5 protein-coding genes are annotated in these 16537 nt (G+C 46.4%); 2 read left to right on the forward strand and 3 right to left on the reverse strand.

Annotated features, from left to right (window positions below):
- Window positions 1–78 precede the first annotated feature (78 nt).
- Window positions 79–2049 carry a hypothetical protein gene (locus QUA02_RS21270; RefSeq protein WP_333030402.1) on the reverse strand — a complete coding sequence of 657 codons (1971 nt, stop codon included), beginning with the start codon at window positions 2047–2049 and terminating at the stop codon, window positions 79–81.
- A 311-nt stretch (window positions 2050–2360) separates the two neighbouring features.
- Between QUA02_RS21270 and QUA02_RS21275 the strand changes: the two genes are divergently transcribed.
- Window positions 2361–6074: an alpha-mannosidase gene (locus QUA02_RS21275; protein ID WP_333030403.1), complete on the forward strand. Its 3714-nt coding sequence runs from the start codon at window positions 2361–2363 to the stop codon at window positions 6072–6074.
- 189 nt (window positions 6075–6263) lie between these two features.
- Here QUA02_RS21275 and QUA02_RS21280 read toward each other — a convergent pair whose 3' ends face one another.
- Window positions 6264–7451 carry an anion transporter gene (locus QUA02_RS21280; protein WP_333030404.1) on the reverse strand — a complete coding sequence of 396 codons (1188 nt, stop codon included), beginning with the start codon at window positions 7449–7451 and terminating at the stop codon, window positions 6264–6266.
- Between the two features lie 296 nt (window positions 7452–7747).
- Here QUA02_RS21280 and QUA02_RS21285 point away from each other — a divergent pair, with 296 nt between their 5' ends.
- Window positions 7748–11701, forward strand: coding sequence for a diguanylate cyclase domain-containing protein (locus QUA02_RS21285; RefSeq protein WP_333030406.1), 3954 nt, complete (start codon window positions 7748–7750; stop codon window positions 11699–11701).
- Window positions 11702–12045: 344 nt separating this feature from the next.
- Here QUA02_RS21285 and QUA02_RS21290 read toward each other — a convergent pair whose 3' ends face one another.
- A complete protein-coding gene (locus QUA02_RS21290) occupies window positions 12046–16488 on the reverse strand; it encodes a tetratricopeptide repeat protein (RefSeq protein ID WP_333030407.1) in 4443 nt (1480 codons plus the stop codon).
- Between the last annotated feature and the right edge of the window lie 49 nt (window positions 16489–16537).

The following is a 16537-nucleotide window of genomic DNA, read 5'->3' on the forward strand; positions in this document are numbered from 1 at the left end:
TGTGGGAGTCTCCAAAGATGGGATAATACTGAGCTGATTTGCTGCTGTTGCCGCAACTTTTTTATCATATGCTAAAGATTAGTCAATTTTATCTTTGCTTTTGAGGATTGTTGGCAAGTTGCTTTTTGCCCAATTCCAGAGTTGCTCCGCGATGTTTTCTAGCCGCAGCATGACTAAATCGAGCCATTCGAGCACTTGTTCTAGCGGGTGCTTAATGTATCCCATCGATTCTGCTTTTGTTTCTAAGTAGTCGCCCTCGGGTTGGACGGCTGCGCTCTGATTTTTTGGCTCTGCGGGGGGGTTTGCGGGGGTGTATCTGCTGGTTTGCGGGGCGATTGCTGCTGCGGATTGGCTGTTTTGTGCGGTGTTAGGGTTTGTGTTTTTTGGCACTTGGGTTTCCGGCGCGCGCCCCGGGGCTGATTCTGCGGAGAGTGCAGAGCTATTTTTTTCAGTAACTGCTAAATCAGATGCTGTTTGGGGTTGACTTTTTGAACTTTTTGCGAGCAAGCTTTGTTTTAGCTGCCCCAGCAGGCGGTGAATTGCTTCGGGGTAAGGGGATATTGAGACTGCGGTCGATCGACCTTCTGCCAATTCTCTTAATTCTGCAATTTCCTGCTTGACTTTTGGGCCCGCTTGTGCTGTCTCTGGTTCGGAACTTCTCTCAATTAAATGCTGCGGTGCTGCTTCCCCGAATAAGTCTTGCCAATTCAACCACGGTCGATCGACCTCTGGGCTGTTTTGCGTGTTTTCTTGTTCTTTTCGCTGTTTTAAATAATACTGAATGGCAACTGCTTTCTCCGTATTGTCACTGGCTGCCGTTTCTTTGCCCACGAGGTAGTCTACTGACGACCAAATCATTTGTTCGATGTTTCGAGCGTATTTTTCCAGGATTTCGCGGGCTGACAAATCTAAATTTGTTTCCGCGCCGGATGTATCAATTTTTACCCCGGAGTGGGCTGTGGGTTCGGCGGTTGTTTTTGTCGGTGGCGGTAGGGTAAATTCTTCGAGGTTGACGGCGGCGCGATCGAGCAATGTTACAAAGGAGAGAGAATTGGCAGCTCGATCGAACTTGCTGTTAAAATTAGTTTCTAGTTTTGGGGTATTGCGGTCGAGCGAATTCGATTCAGCAATTGAGGGCGGTGCGGTTTTTGCTTCGATCTGGGCGCGGGCTTTTTGGACTAGGATGAGATTGCGGTCGATCGATTTTTTAACCGCAAAAATTGATTCTCCAAACTGATTTCTTTTCAGAGCAACCGGACTCGTCTGAAGCCAGGCCATCAATTCCCAAAAACGACGCACCGGCGGAATCTGAGATTTTTTAGCAGCAGACTCCAAACCGAGATTAAATTTTAATTCTTTTTGGGCAATTTCCCGCCGCCCTGGCCCGCCGTTTGCAATTTCCCAAGTTATGCGACCTTCGAGCAGTTCCTGCTGTTCGGGTGTCAAAATATCTAATATCCGATTTTCACCTCCGACCAATACTAAAGTGCGGGCTGGGATAAAACTGGCGATTCCCTCAACTTTCGGTTTCGGTTTTAATTGAGTTTGAACAAGCGAGTGTTCTAATAGTGAAGTTGTTTGATGCTTTGCGGTTTGTCCGCTAAAATTGATTGCCGGAGGTAAATCGCTAGCGGCTTTCCCAGTTGCAGCATTTCCCTGATTGATTAACAGCGGGAAGCTGGTCAAAGTTTTCGCGGTTTGCGACGAGTTTAGCAAATTTTCGGCGAGGTGCAAAATTTCAGCGATCGAACTTTCCTCGGAAATTTCTCCTTGATACCAATTTTGTGGCAAATCGGGATTTTCGTCGCCCCCAAATTCTTGCAGTTCCGGTAAATCTACTTTTTGGCTTGATTCCCGCAACTGTCGGCCCAGCATTCGGGAACTTTGCACCAGCAGGTAAGCTGGATAAAGCAGAATTTGGGTGGCGGTGAGAGTTGCTTCTTTAATTTGACGCCAAGTTCGATCGCAATTGTCGGCAACTTGGCGGGACTGTTTCGATATAAAATTTAATAGTCGGCTTTGGTATGGGCCGTAGTAACCGTTGGACATAAGTTTAATTATTGAATTCAGATTTTAGATTGGCGCCGGAATTGCTGAATTTGCTGTAAAATCAAAGCGAGATATTAATCGCAGTTTCAAATTCTCTGAAACCTTTATTTCTTCGCGTCACAAGCGTCTTCGCGGTTCGATATAAGATATTGCACCAATGTCAATAAGCCTTTTACGGGCGGGCAGGATGCCCACCCCACAAGAAAATTCACTCTTTGTGGAACAGGCATCTTGCCTGTTCTTGAGAATAGTGCAAGATGTGAGTTCGATCCGAATCTTTGATTAATACACAATTCCTATTTTAGCGAAATATGAGCGCTTCTGTGTCACCTGCGAGCAATAATATTTCTGAAGTTGTCGAGAAGTTGCGCCGCCTCAGCCAAGTGGAGGTTCAGTCTGGTTGGAGGTACTGCGATTCTGACTCTGCTGTCTCTTCGGTAAATATTTGTAACAGGCCTGTTGCCGAACTTAATGGCAAAGGACATATTGCTTGGCCGTCTGGGAAGCAAGTTTTGTATCTGGGCCAGCAATTTGTAATTCCTGACAATTTGCACGGCTATCCTGTGGTTGGTTTGCGGTTGCTGCTGGGCTTGACTTGGTGGGCGGAAGATGCTCAGATTTTTGTGAACGGCGAGTTAGTCGGACGGGGAGATCTATTTGATTGTGCCGATCGAGTTTTGTTGAGTTCGTCGGCAAATCCCGGAGATGAATTTTTAGTTATTTTGCGGTTGGTAAGTCCGGGTCACGATAGCGGTGCTTTAGTGCGATCGATTTGTTTGTACGAAGCTGCTGACTCTGCTTGTTTCGATCCGGGTTTTGTGGCTGCCGAATTAGAGATTTTGCAAAATTCGCTGTCCGGTAATCTGGAAAATTTAAATTTCCAATACCTCCCCACTGAAATATTAGCCGATCGCGCAATTCTTGTCAAAGGGGAAATGCTGAAATCTGAGATTGATTTGGCGCTTGGTTCGATCGATTGGTCGGCGGTGTGCGATCGCGAAAAGTTCGATCGCTCCCTGTCTGTTTTGCGGCACAATTTACTGGGATATCTGCGGGCTTTTTCTGGGGATTTAGAGGATAGAACCGCAGAGGCCGCAGAGAACACAGAGGGAGGAAGAAGGGATGAGGTTTTTGAGGTTGGAGAAAATAGCAACGCTACATCTATATATATAGGAGAAAGTGGCGATCGGACATCTTTTTCTGGGGATTTAGAGGATAGAACCGCAGAGGCCGCAGAGGGCGCAGAGGGAGGAAGAAGGGATGAGGTTTGTCAGGTTGGAGAAAATAGCAATGCTACATCTATATATATAGGAGAAAGCGGCGAGCAGACATCTATATATACAGGTAAAATTTATTTGGTCGGTCACGCTCATTTAGACTTAGCTTGGCTGTGGCCTGTCCCGGAAACTTGGGAAGCGGCCGAGCGAACTTTTGAGTCGGTATTGAAATTGCAATCGGAGTTTCCTGATTTGATTTTCTGCCATTCAACTCCGGCGCTTTATGCTTGGATGGAAGAACATCGGCCGGACTTATTTGCTGCGATTAAAAAACAGGTGGCCGTCGGACGTTGGGAAGTTATCGGCGGGATGTGGGTAGAACCGGATTTAAACTTGATTTCCGCTGAATCAATGGTGCGGCAAGTTTTTTACGGACAGCGTTATGCAAAAGAAAAATTTGGGGAATTGATGCGGGTAGCTTGGCTACCGGATACTTTCGGTTTTGGGTGGCAATTACCCCAGATTTTGCGCGACGGTGGAGTTGATTATTTTGTGACGCAAAAGTTGCGCTGGAACGATTCAACGGAATTTCCCCACGGTGTGTTTTGGTGGGAAGGGTTGGACGGTACTAAAATATTTAGCATGATGTCTCCTCCAATTGGTGAAGGCATAGAATCTGTAAAAATGGCAAGTCATGCTTTTGACTGGCAAGCTAAGACGGGTTTGCAAGATGCTCTTTGGTTGCCTGGGGTTGGCGACCACGGTGGCGGCCCGACTCGTGATATGTTGGAGGTGGCGAAACGCTGGAAAATGTCGCCTTTTTTCCCGAAGTTGGAGTTTGCGAAAGCGGTTGATTATTTGTCTTTGATTGAGAGTCAGTTTTTGCCGGAAGTTGCGGAAAGTTCGCAGGAAAGTGATGTTGCAAAACCGGATAATCAGGAGATTTTGCGGGCGCGAGAATTTTCAAACTTGTCGGCAATTTCGGGTGCAAATCCTCCCATCTCACAACTAAAAACTATTCCCCGCACTCTCCCCGTTTGGAAAGACGAACTTTATTTAGAATTCCACCGGGGTTGCTACACGACTCGCGCCGACCAAAAACGCCAAAACCGCCGCTGCGAAGAATTGCTCTACCAAGCGGAGTTGCTGTCTTCGCTGGCAACGATTTGCACCGGTGCGGTTTATCCGAAATCCGAGTTAGAATCAGCTTGGAAACAAATTTTGTTTAACCAGTTTCACGATATTTTGCCCGGTTCTGCGATCGCCCAAGTTTACGCGGATGCTAATCTAGGATGGGTCGAGGTCGATCGCGCTTGCCGCGAAATCCTGCTAAAATCTTTGGATGCAATCTCGGCTCAAATTTCTCTCCCTTCCCCTCCGCAGCCCGACGCTCAACCGATTTTAGTTTTCAATACTCTCAATTGGTCGCGCTCTGAGGTTGTCGCCGTAACCCTTCCCGATTCGGCTGATTCAGCTTGGCAAATTTACGATTTTTCCCGACGGCGATTGGCTTCGCAGATTGTCAGGGGCGATCGACTCCAATCGCAATCTACACTGTTATTCTGGGCAAATAATCTCCCCGCCGTTGGCTACCGGGTGTTTTGGCTCTGCCGTGAAGACGCTCAAACTGTGGATAATGCGTCCGCGAGTCCAGAAACCGAAAAAAAGACAGAGTTATCAAAACTTACATACGGTATAGCACAAAAAAACACAGTTAGTCAAGAAACGCCTTTTGCAGCCGCACAAATGGTTTTAGAAAATGAATTTATTCGGGCAACAGTAGACGGCAAAACTGGGGATTTATCCAGCATTTGGGATAAAGTAAATAACCGAGAAGTCCTGAATGCAGCAGGCGGCAATCAACTGCAAGCATTTCAAGACAGCGGTCAATATTGGGATGCTTGGAACATCGATCCAAATTATGAAAAACATCAATTACCCGCGCCGACACTGAAAGATATTTATTGGGTAGAGCAGGGAGAAATACGGCAGAGTTTGCGCGCAGTCCGACAAATTGGTAAATCGGAGTTTTGCCAAGATTATATAGTAGAAATAGGTTCGCCGCTGCTGAAAATCAAGACAGTGGCAGATTGGCAAGAAAAGCACGTTTTAGTAAAAGCAGCCTTTGGGTTAAATGTAGAAGCAGATTTTGCAACTTGCGAAATTCCCGGCGGTGCGATCGATCGCACAACCAAGCCGCAAACACCCGCCGAAAAAGCCAAATGGGAAGTCCCGATTTTGCGCTGGACTGATATCAGCAATGACGGTTTTGGAGTGAGTTTGCTCAACGATTGCAAATACGGTTGCGACCTTCAACCGAATCGAATTCGGCTGACTTTACTTCGGGGTTCAACTTGGCCCGATGAACAAGCAGATGTAGGAGTTTCGGAATTTACTTGTGCAGTCTATCCCCACGCTGGAAATTGGCAAGAGGCCGGCACAGTTCGGCGCGGCTGCGAGTTGAATTTGCCGCTGCTAGTAAAAGTGTTGCCGCAGTTGGGAGAAAATCGAAACAAGAATTTATCCGCAGTTGGCAAGTTCTTGGATTTGTCGGCAGACAATTTAGTTTTGATGGCGTTTAAACAGTCGGAAGATGATTCTAATGTGTGGATTTTGCGCTGTTGCGAATCCGAGGGGAAAGAGGCTGTGCTAGAATTGGATAGCGATTTGGGATTAGAGATTGTAGAGGCAGTAGATTTGCTAGAAAGACCTGCAAATTTGTCGGAAAAGTTGCCCGAAAGACGAGGTTTTAAGATAGAGCCTTGGAAAATCGCGAGTTTTACAATTGTGTCCAAAACAGACACCTAAAGACTTTATATCGAAATCTGCCCTCGGCTATAAACCTACCTCTTTCCCTCTCATTTATTCTCTTCTCATCTCCCCTCTGCGCCCTCTGCGCCCTCTGCGGTTCATGGAAAACAAATTTAGTTGGCACAGGTAAAAGCGCGAGGCTAAAATTTAATTGTACGAGCATGATAGTTCAATGATTATAGCCTTTTAGTACAGCCAAAAATACGCAATTCCCAAAGTAATGAAAGTCAGCGGCAGCCCGAACCGCAAATGTTCTTTAAAAGTCAGGCGATCGCCTGATTTTCCTGCAATTTCAGCTACAATTAAATTAGCCACAGAACCCAACAAAGTTAAATTACCCGCTAGAGTAGAACCCGCTGCTAACAACAGCCAAGCTTGTGTATCTGTTTTGACAATCACCGATTGCAGAACTAACACCGCCGGTACGTTAGAAATTAAGTTAGAAAGAATTACTGTTACTCCCAACAAACTCAGCGGCGTAGCAGTCAAATTAGTTAAATTGTCCAACAAACCGAGTTGTTGAGTTGCTTTAGTCACCACAAACAATCCCGCAAACATCACTAGCAAATTCCAATCCACGCGCTGCAAAATGCGATCGGACTTGACGCGCCTAGTAATTAACAATATACTGGCAGCTATCCAGGCAGATTCTGCTAAAGGTGCACCCGCTAAAAAAGCTACTAAAAGTCCTGCTGTCACCCACAAACTTTTTGCTAGTAAAGGTTTGAACAATCGATACCGGACTTGGGGAACCTCCGGCAAAGATTTGCAAGAACGCACTTCTGGATAAAGCAAGTATAGCCAAGCTACTTGAACCAGCAAACAAATTAAAGCTATTGGTGCGAGAGAGCGGGCAAATTCCAAATAACTAATTCCCGAAAAAGAACCGACGAGAATATTTTGCGGGTTGCCGCTCACAGTCGCTACCGAACCTAAATTAGTGCCTCCTGCTAAAGCCAAAAGATAAGGGAGAGGATTGAGAGATAAAGAGCGAGTTAGAGTGAGTGTTAAGGGGGCGAGCAAAATAGCAGTAGTGTCGTTGAGAAAAAATGCTGATAAAATACCGCTGCCAAAAGTAACAGCTACTAAAATGCCGAAAGGAGAACGAGTAAAGCGAGTTAAAAACTCTAAAGCTAGTTGAAAAAACCCCGATGCTTCTAAGGCTGAATTAACGATCGTCATTCCCAGCAAAAAAACGATCGTACCTGGGTCGATCGCCTGCCAAGCAGTTTTCAGGTCGAGTATGCCCAAAACCACCGCAAAAGCTGACCCGACAATGGCGATCGCCGCCCGGTTCATCCGCAGCCCGGGCAAATATCCCAACCCCAAACCCAAGTAAGTTAGTCCCAACACTAGATATTTGAGTGTTATCATAGATACCTAAAACCATTTATTGCCGATTTATTCCATTGTGGAGGATGCTGGAAGTACAGACTGGGTAATTGCAGCTAAACCGGATGGCGCCGCAACTAGCGGGAAATATCGCCGACCGACAGTCTACCAACTACAAACAAACACAGGGCTTACATGGGAAGGCGAAAACCAGCGCGCTGGACAAATTGTAATTTTGTTACAGTTTGTAAATTTTATCAAATAACAGGTTTAATTTAGTTTCACAAAAAAGTTAAATTCCAGAAAGTAAAATTAATAACACTCGAGTTAATTTAAAAGTGTTTGCTAAAAAAAGTCATTCAAGCAACCCAGAAACCAACAATTCTGACTTGACAGGCACGGGCGGCGAGCTCGCGGCACCAAAAATTTCGTGCAGCAAACAAGTCGAACAGGATTGGTATCGAACTCTCTACGACTATTTTCCGGGTATTTACTTCGTTCTAGACGCTTTGGGAAGGGTTTTTTCGCTCAATCAATTCGGCGAGTCTCGCCTCGCCTACAAATCGCAGGAATTAATTTGTCATTCAATTTTTAACATATTTTACTGCCAAGATCAAGGTAAAATGCAAGCAGAATTTGCCGGATTGGCACATCCGAAAAACGGTACGCCTGCTTCAAAAGTTGCCTGTTGGGAAGGCCGCTTGACTTGCAAAGACGCCAGGATTATCTGGGTAAAAGCAACCGCGCGCGCCATGACGGAGGTAGACTGGATAATAGAGGAAAATAGCGAGGGTGGCTCAATTGCCAATTTCCAGGGGCCGGCTGTACTGTTAGTTTGCGAAGAAATTAAGGCTGCTTCACTGGTAGCAGCGCCGCCGAACCTGAGAGAAAATTGGCGCAGTCCAACTTTGGCGATCGCAAAATTAGCCCAAATTCAAATTACAGAACGCAACAATATAGAACAATTCATCCGCGAAGTAACAGAAACCGCTGTCAGTATTTTCCACTGCGATCGAGCCAGCATTTGGCTGTACGGCGAAGACAAAACGCAGCTTCACTGCATCGACCTTTACGAACAGAATACGAAAGTCCATTCCGTACAAATAATCATCACAGCAGCCGACTGTCCGGCGTATTTTCAAGCCTTAAAATCCGCAAGTGCGATCGCAACCGTGTCAGCAGAAAATGACCCGAGAACGCGAGAACTTGTCGGTCTTTATTTTGCAGGTCGGGGCACGACTTCCCTGTTAAACGTACCGATTGTGCTGGCAGGTCAAAGGTTGGGAATAGTCAGCGTCGAACGCCAGGGTTCCGGCAGTGAGTGGACGGAAGAAGAACAGGAATTCACCCAAATTTTAGCAAACTTTGTATCATCAAGTTGGTCAGCTAGCGAAAAGTTTAAATTAGAATCACTGCGGCGGAAACAGCAGCAAAACTTGCTGAACAAATACTGCGAAAAACTAGAAGAAAGAGTAAAAATACGCACGACCGAACTCAAAAACGCCAACAAAAAACTGCAACAAGAAAGAATTAAAAGAAAACAAGTAGAAGCAGAAATGCGCCGGCAGCACCAAGAACAGCAAATTATTTTTGATGCCGTGCCGGCGATGATTTGGTACAAAGATACGGAAAGCCGCCTGCTGCGAATTAATCAAGCCGCCGCTGCATCGAGAGGTTTGCCCGCCGATCAATTAGAAGGAAAATCTTTTTATGAAATCTATCCAGACGAAGCAGAGCAATATTATTTAGAAGATTTGGAAGTAATCAATTCCGGCGTTCCCAAACAGGGAAAAATTGAACTGCTGCCAAGCGTCTCCGGTCAAAAATGCTGGGTGCGGAAAGATAAAATACCTTACCGCGACGAAACAGGTCAAGTCGCTGGCGTGATCGTGTTTGCAATAGATATCACCGACTTAATGCGAGTAGAAAAAAAACTTCGAGAATATCGCGATCGACTTGAAGCAAAAGTCGAAAAACGCACTGCTATGTACAGGCAAGCCATGACCGCTTTGTACTCGGCAAATACGCAATTGCAACAGCTAATTAACAACAGCTATTCCGGCGAAAATGGCAGCAGCACAGCAGCACCGAGCTTGCTCGAATCCGAAGCTTATTTTGAAGCAGTTGCCGTGGCTGACCGCGACACAATTTTGAGCGTCAGCAGCAATTTTGCCGAGCTGTTCGGTTACGAACCTGCGGAAATGGCGGGAATGAGCTTGCTGGAACTGCTGTCGCCGAAATCATACAAACAGGCGCCGCAAATGATTTCGGCTGCCAGCAATACAGTCTGCGAAACAATTTTTCTCAGGCGGGACGGAACTGCTTTTCCCGCTGATGTTCGCAGCAAATTTGCGGTTTTGGAAGGGCGTTTAGTGCAGGTAAAAGCAGTGCGAAACCTCACGGAACGCAAGTTAATAGCAGCAGAATTAGAGCGATCGCGCTCTCTGCTGCACGCTACCTTGGAAGCAACGGCAGACGGCATTCTCGCCGTTACTACCGCCGGAGAACTGATTAGTTTTAACGAAAAGTTAGTCCAAATGTGGGGGATTTATGAAGAAGTTAGAAACTCGATGGATAGAACGGTGCGGCTGACATTTCTCACCAAACAAGTTAGAGATCCAAGAGCTTTTTTGCAGAGAGTTAAAGAAATTTATAGCGATGCGGAATCCGAAGGCTGCGATATTATTGAATTTAAAGACGGCCGGACTTTTGAGCGCTACACTCAGCCGATTCGAGTCGGACAAAATATTATTGGCAGGGTGTGGCGCTTCCGCGATATTACTTCTCGCGAAAAGGTGACGGCAATGTTGGGAGATTCTCAACGGCGCTTTCGGGCAATTTTTGATTCTTCGTTCCAATTTGTGAGCTTGTTGAAACCGGACGGCACTCTGCTGGAAGCTAACCAAACTTCTCTGGATTTCGCGGGAATTAAGCTGCAGGATGTGGCAAACCGACCGTTTTGGCTCTTGCCGTGGTGGGGAGTTTCTGAGGAAGTTCGAGAACAGTTGCAAGAGGCGATTTCTCGATCGGCAAAAGGCGAATTTGTCCGCTATGAAGTGGAATTTAAAGGTGCAAACCGGACGGCAACTATTGATTTTTCTCTCAAACCGGTCGCGGATGAAACTGGCAAAATAGTATTGCTGCTGCCGGAAGGTCGGGACATTACTCAAAGCAAGCAAGCCCAAGTCGCGCTGCGGCAGCAAATAGAACGGGAACGCCTGATCGCGCAGATTCAATCGCGCATCCGTTCTTCTCTGGATCTCAAAGATATTCTCAACACTACAGTAGCGTCCGTGCGGGAGTTTTTGGCAACCGATCGAGTGATTATTTTCCGCTTCCGGCCAGATTGGAACGGAGATGTGGTGGTGGAGTCGGTTGGGGAAGAATGGATGCCGCTGATGGGTATGGCGATCGAGGATTGCTGTTTTGCTAATACTTATGTCGGACAATATTTGAAGGGCAGAATTCGATCGATTGAGGACATTCACGCTTCTAATTTTGCCGAGTGTCACGTTAATTTTTTGGCGGGGTGTCAGGTGAAAGCGAATTTGGTCGTGCCCATCGTGCAGCAGGGAATCGAACACCGCGACGGCAATCCTTCTTGTCAAGTGCCGAAGTTGTGGGGTTTGCTGATTGCCCACCACTGTTCGGCACCCCGCCAGTGGCAGCAGTTTGACATGGATTTGCTGAGTCAGTTGGGCACTCAAGTGGCGATCGCGATCGAACAATCTTTACTTTACCAGCAGCTATCTGCTGCCAACCAGCGGTTGAACGGGTTGGCAAATTTGGACAGTCTGACTCAGCTAGCTAACCGCCGCCGGTTTGACGAGGTGCTCAACCGGGAATGGGAGCAGTCGAGATCGGGGGAACCGCTATCTTTGATTATGTGCGACATTGACTGTTTTAAACTTTACAACGACAATTACGGCCACCAAGCCGGGGATGCTTGTTTGCAGCAAGTGGCGCGGGCGATCGGGGATGCTTGCACGAACGCACCCGCAGAACGCCTTTATTTGGCTGCTAGGTACGGCGGCGAGGAATTTGGGGTAATTTTGCCAAATACGGATATCGCGGCTGCACAGGCTGTTGCTGAGGGAATCCGCCAGCGCGTCAAAGCCTTAGCAATTCCCCACATCAAGTCTGTTGTCAGCGATTGTGTGACTCTCAGCTTGGGAGTTGCGGGCGTTTCCGAAAGTCAAAATTCCCCGAAAATGTTGATTGAAGCTGCTGATAAGGCGCTTTATCGGGCTAAGTCTGGCGGGCGCGATCGAGTGGCGATCGCACCATATTAGTCATCAGTCCTCTGACGAATTGCTAAAAAAACGATCGCCCTAACTGGCATAAATAAAGTTAGTGCGATCGCGGTACTATGAATCAGCTATTTATCTATCAGACTCGGCGCGGAATTTTTACGCATTTTTACGGATTTTGTTACAAAACTTTACTGTTGCGTCAAAGTATCCAGAAATCGCTTTTCTCTACCTGATATCTGTTTTTTTATTGAACCGCAGAGGGCGCAGAGGGTACAGAGGAAGAGAACAGAGAAACAAAGGAGTTTACAACTAATGAGGGATTGCAATGCCCAATGCCCAATGCCCAATGCCCAATGCCCAATGCCCAATGCCCAATGCCCAGTCTATTTAGCTAACAATTTTTGAAACACCTCATACATCTCCTCAGCCAACTTTTTAGGATTCCACAAAGGTGCGAGATGTTCTGGCTGTTTAGATTTTATCAAATGCTGTTTCACCGCATTTCTGAAACCAGCATCGCGGCCAAACTTAACTCCCCACTGCGTGTATTCTTCCCAACTCCAAGCCGCACCCACATCGAGATTTGCACTTTTGAGAAATGCGTAACCCATCCGCGAAAGATATTGGTCGCCAGATCGAGTTACCACTGGCAAATTCGCCCACAAAGCCTCTAAATTGTGAGTTCCCCCGTTGTAAGGATAGGAATCTAAAAGCACGTCGGCTACGTAATAAATAGCCCGGTGTTCTTCCTCAGTTCTCGTTTGCCCGATAAACTTAATTCGAGCAAAATCTACTCCCTGAATTTCGCATTCTTCGCGGTAAGTGCTGTGAATAATATCGGGGTCGCCTTGACCTTTGCGGATTAACAAACTATCTGGTACTTCCTTGAGTATTTTAACTTGAGCTTGCACCATTTCGGGATTTGTTTTTCGACCGGGCGCAACGCACAGATAAGTCATTTGATCCAAGCCGATACCGAGAGCATTTCTAATTGCTTCTCGATCCACAGGAATGCTTTGCAGTGCGCCAATTGCTACCGAACAAACTGGCAATCTTACTAACTGTTCTAAGTAATTTTTTTCAACACCGGGCGGGTGAGTGTGTTCGTCACACAGAAAGTAGTGATTGTCTGAAATGTAGGGCGCGTCGAATCCCAGCCAAGAAACGCAAATTCCCGCAGGATATTGGTACAGCACTTCGACATTTGTTGGCACTGTCATCGAGTCTAAGTCTATTAAAACATCCAAATTGTCTTGCACTACTTCGGCGAGGATTTCGCCGCCATCAGCAAAGCCGTTTGGATATTTTTTAGGCCAGTAAAACTTGCCCGCCATTTCTTCAAACCGCTGCGTAACTTCATCTCGGTTGAGTTTCCCGGTGACGTAAAGATGAACGTGGGGGGTGATGCGGCTTAATTCGCGAATTAAAGCTTCGCTGCACCAACCTACCGAGTGGCGGCGGAAGTGTTTGGAAAGGAAGCCAATTTTTAAAGGCTTTTGTCCCGGATAATTTGCGGATTTGATTCTGTTAACCGGGCGCTGCGGAACGGCTTTTTTGTAGTATTCTTTGGCAATCAGTCGGTAGAAACTGGCATTTTTTTCGCGGTTGTCTCGCAGGTGGGAAACTGCAAATAAGAAGATTTCGTAAAGCAGTTTTAGTTCGATTACGCTAAAGCTTTCGACTTTTTCGTAGCAAAGTTTTTCGATTTCTTCGAGTTTCTGAATTGCCTGTTGGCTGACACCTGATTGCAGGTAGGAAAAGACGTAGGCTGTAGCTGACATGACTGGGGCGACATCGCCACAGTTTTCGCAGTATTTGTCGGCTACGTTGCGGGCTCCGGCAAGGTTGGTGGAATGGCTTAGCAAGTCGCACAGTTGTTGGTGGGCTTCGCTGAATTTGGGGTTGCATTGGATCGCCTTTTCAAAATGCGCGATCGCCTCCAACGGCTTATCTTGTTTCTGAATGTGTCCCATCCGGCAGTAAACCTCTGCCCAATCCGGTTTCAATGCCAAAGCTTGCTGGTAGCTGGCTAAAGCTTCTTCCAGCCGCCCCTGCATGGAAAAACAACTGCCGAGGTTAGCGTGAACTTCCGGCCAATCTGGCTTGATTTTCAGAGTATTTTGGTAATAAGTAATTGCTTCTTCGTACTTGAATTGCTGCAAAAAAGAATTGCCTAAATTGAAGTGCAGAACTTCCAATTCCGGCTTTAAAGTTACTGCTTTCTGATAGTTAGCGATGGCGGCGTCGAGATTGCCTTGTTGCGATCGCGCGCTGCCGATGTTACCGTAAGCTTCGGCCCAATCCGGTTTAATGGCGATCGCCTTGGAGTAGCTTTCGATGGCTTCGTCGCGCTTTCCTTCGCTGAAAAGTCGATTACCTAAGTTAAAGTGGAAATCTGCACCGACTAGCTGCGGGTTGAGTTCGGATGTTCTTTTAAAACAGGCGATCGCTGCTTCGATGTTGCCGTGTTTGTGATATACTTTCCCTAAATTCCAGTGAGCGCCCGCTAAATCTGGACTCAGGGCAATGGCTTGCTGGTAATGTGCGATCGCCTCTTCTAAACGCCCCATTTTGAAATACATACTGCCGATATTGGCGCGCACTTCCGCAAAATTTGGCTGCAATTCTAGGGCTTGAGAATACGATCGAATGGCAGCTTCAATTTTGCCTTCAGCTTGCAAAGCATTCCCTAAAGTTACGTAAGCGTGGATAAAATCTGGTCGGTTTTTTATCGCGTGCTGACAAGCTGCGATCGCCTCTTTAATTTTACCTTGAATTAAAAACTCTTCCGCCAGTTTTTTGTACGGTTCTACTTCTTGATAATTAGCAACCTGTCCGCTATCTGGAACATTCAGCGAGGTAACTTGTTCGGAAACTTCGGCGGGATTTGTAAACGGAGTATTTAAATTTTCAGTAGTTGGCGCTGGCGGCAAATTGATACTCGAAGGCTGCAAGCCGTAACCTTCATCTTTGTTGACAGATACTGGTTGCTGTTCGTCTGATTCTGGTTCTAATTCGATAAAATTGCGATCGGCAGTTTCCCGCTGTTTTTCTGCGGTTAAACTCGATAGTTTCTCCGCAGTGCTGGCATCTCCCGGTTGCAGTTGCAGCACTTTTTGATAGCAAGCAATTGCTGCATCTAACTTTCCTTGCTGCTGCAAAACATCGCCAAGCATCACATTAACAGAACACAAAATCGGATTAATTTCAAGAGCTTTTTGGTAAAAATTTGCCGCCTGCGTTAATTGCCCTAACTTGTAATACATACTGCCGAGATTCGCGCTAGCTTCGGCAAATCTCGGCTGAATTTCTAAAGCTTGCAAATAAGCTTTAATTGCCATTTCCAGCTTGTCTTGAGCGTGCAGGGCATTGCCCATTGTCAAATAAGCCGGAGCAAAATTAGGTTTGAATTTAAGAGCGAGATTGCAACAGGCGATCGCGCTTTCAAATTCTCCTTGCAAAACATAAACTTCCGCTAATTTTTTGTGAGATTCGACATCTTCCCAGTTAAACTCTAAAGCTTTCTTGTAATCTGCGATCGCCTCATCAAGCCTGCCTGCATCTTTCAGCCGATTTCCCTTGACAAAATAAGCTTGAGCTGCTTCTAAATCCACCAGCGAATCCGTGATCATTTGCTCTGCCACTCTTACAGGTTGTACAGTAATACTATTCAGCCATTCTACCCACTGTCGGGATCGCACAGACCAAGTACACCCTCGATTTATATATTCTACCTGCTGTCTCAGAAGATTTTCAGCAGTTGCGCCGCCCGAAAGAGCGCCCTCTTTTAAAACTCCGACTGTCGCCTCTAAAAACCGGCTTGTATATCCCTCCCAATCCGGTTTGTCGGCACGGTTCCAATTAGTTACCGATGCCAAATTTTCCACCCCTGACATTGAAACTAGACGGGCAAATCCCGCAGTTGTTTCCGGCAAAGCTGCCAATTCACTCGTCACAATCCGGCAACCGCTTGCCATCGCCTCCATCACGGCAATAGATGACGTTTCCGAATAGGTATTCGGGTAAGCTAAAACCGCGACTGAACGCAGTTGTCGGACGAGTTCGGGTTGGGGTACGGAACCGATGTACTCGACGCCTTCTGTTTCCTCGCATTGGCTGTAAAGCTGACCGAAAAATAGCTGATTGTCATTGTCGTCTATTTGGTGTACTTTCATGCTCGAAAATACTTTTAATCTAGTTCCAGGTACAGCTTGACGGATTTTCGGAAAAACTTTTAATAAAATGTCTAGTCCCCGAAACGGAGTGCTGGTGTAAGCTATAATTGGCGGTTGATATTTCTGAGATAGGATAGAAATATCGCCGGCAAAAATGTTAGCAAAACAAGGTGCGATCGCATTTCTTAAAACACAACTGCGATGCGAGTCAATCCCAAAACAGCGCTGGAATTGCTCCCGCTGCCAGTCGCTGACAAATACAAAAGCATCGCAAGCATTGATTTCTCGCCGATCGTTAAAATCTTGGAGAAAGACAAAACCCGGTTCGTTATGAATCCACAAAATCAACTTAGTATGTTCGCCCAAAAGCGGCTTAATTTCCAGCGCTTTGCCGGCTATATTGACGATAACTAAAAAATCGAGCGATCGCAGCAATTCAAAATTAGATTTGTCCGCCACCCTGCGCCTGCAATCAACCCCGCGCGACATCCCCGACTCCGAAGTATTGTTGAACAAAAATACCTCGTTTTTCTGTGCAGCCAACGCCTCAGCTAAGTAACAAATAGCCGACTGAGTGCCGCCCAAAGGTTCGCGGTAAGGAGTTTCAATTTTGTAATCCCAAGTATAAGTATCGAGAAATCCGATTTTCATTGCAAGGAAGAAGTTATTTGTTATTTGTTATTTGTTATTTGTTACTCGC

This window comes from Microcoleus pseudofavosus SVA1_A4 (assembly GCF_036700565.1).
Lineage (GTDB): Bacteria > Cyanobacteriota > Cyanobacteriia > Cyanobacteriales > Microcoleaceae > Microcoleus.

Coding starts and splice junctions, on each gene's coding strand:
- QUA02_RS21280 (WP_333030404.1), bottom strand. CDS start 7,451: ATGATAACACTCAAATATCTAGTGTTGGGACTAACTTACTTGGGTTTG.
- QUA02_RS21275 (WP_333030403.1), top strand. CDS start 2,361: ATGAGCGCTTCTGTGTCACCTGCGAGCAATAATATTTCTGAAGTTGTC.
- QUA02_RS21290 (WP_333030407.1), bottom strand. CDS start 16,488: ATGAAAATCGGATTTCTCGATACTTATACTTGGGATTACAAAATTGAA.
- QUA02_RS21270 (WP_333030402.1), bottom strand. CDS start 2,049: ATGTCCAACGGTTACTACGGCCCATACCAAAGCCGACTATTAAATTTT.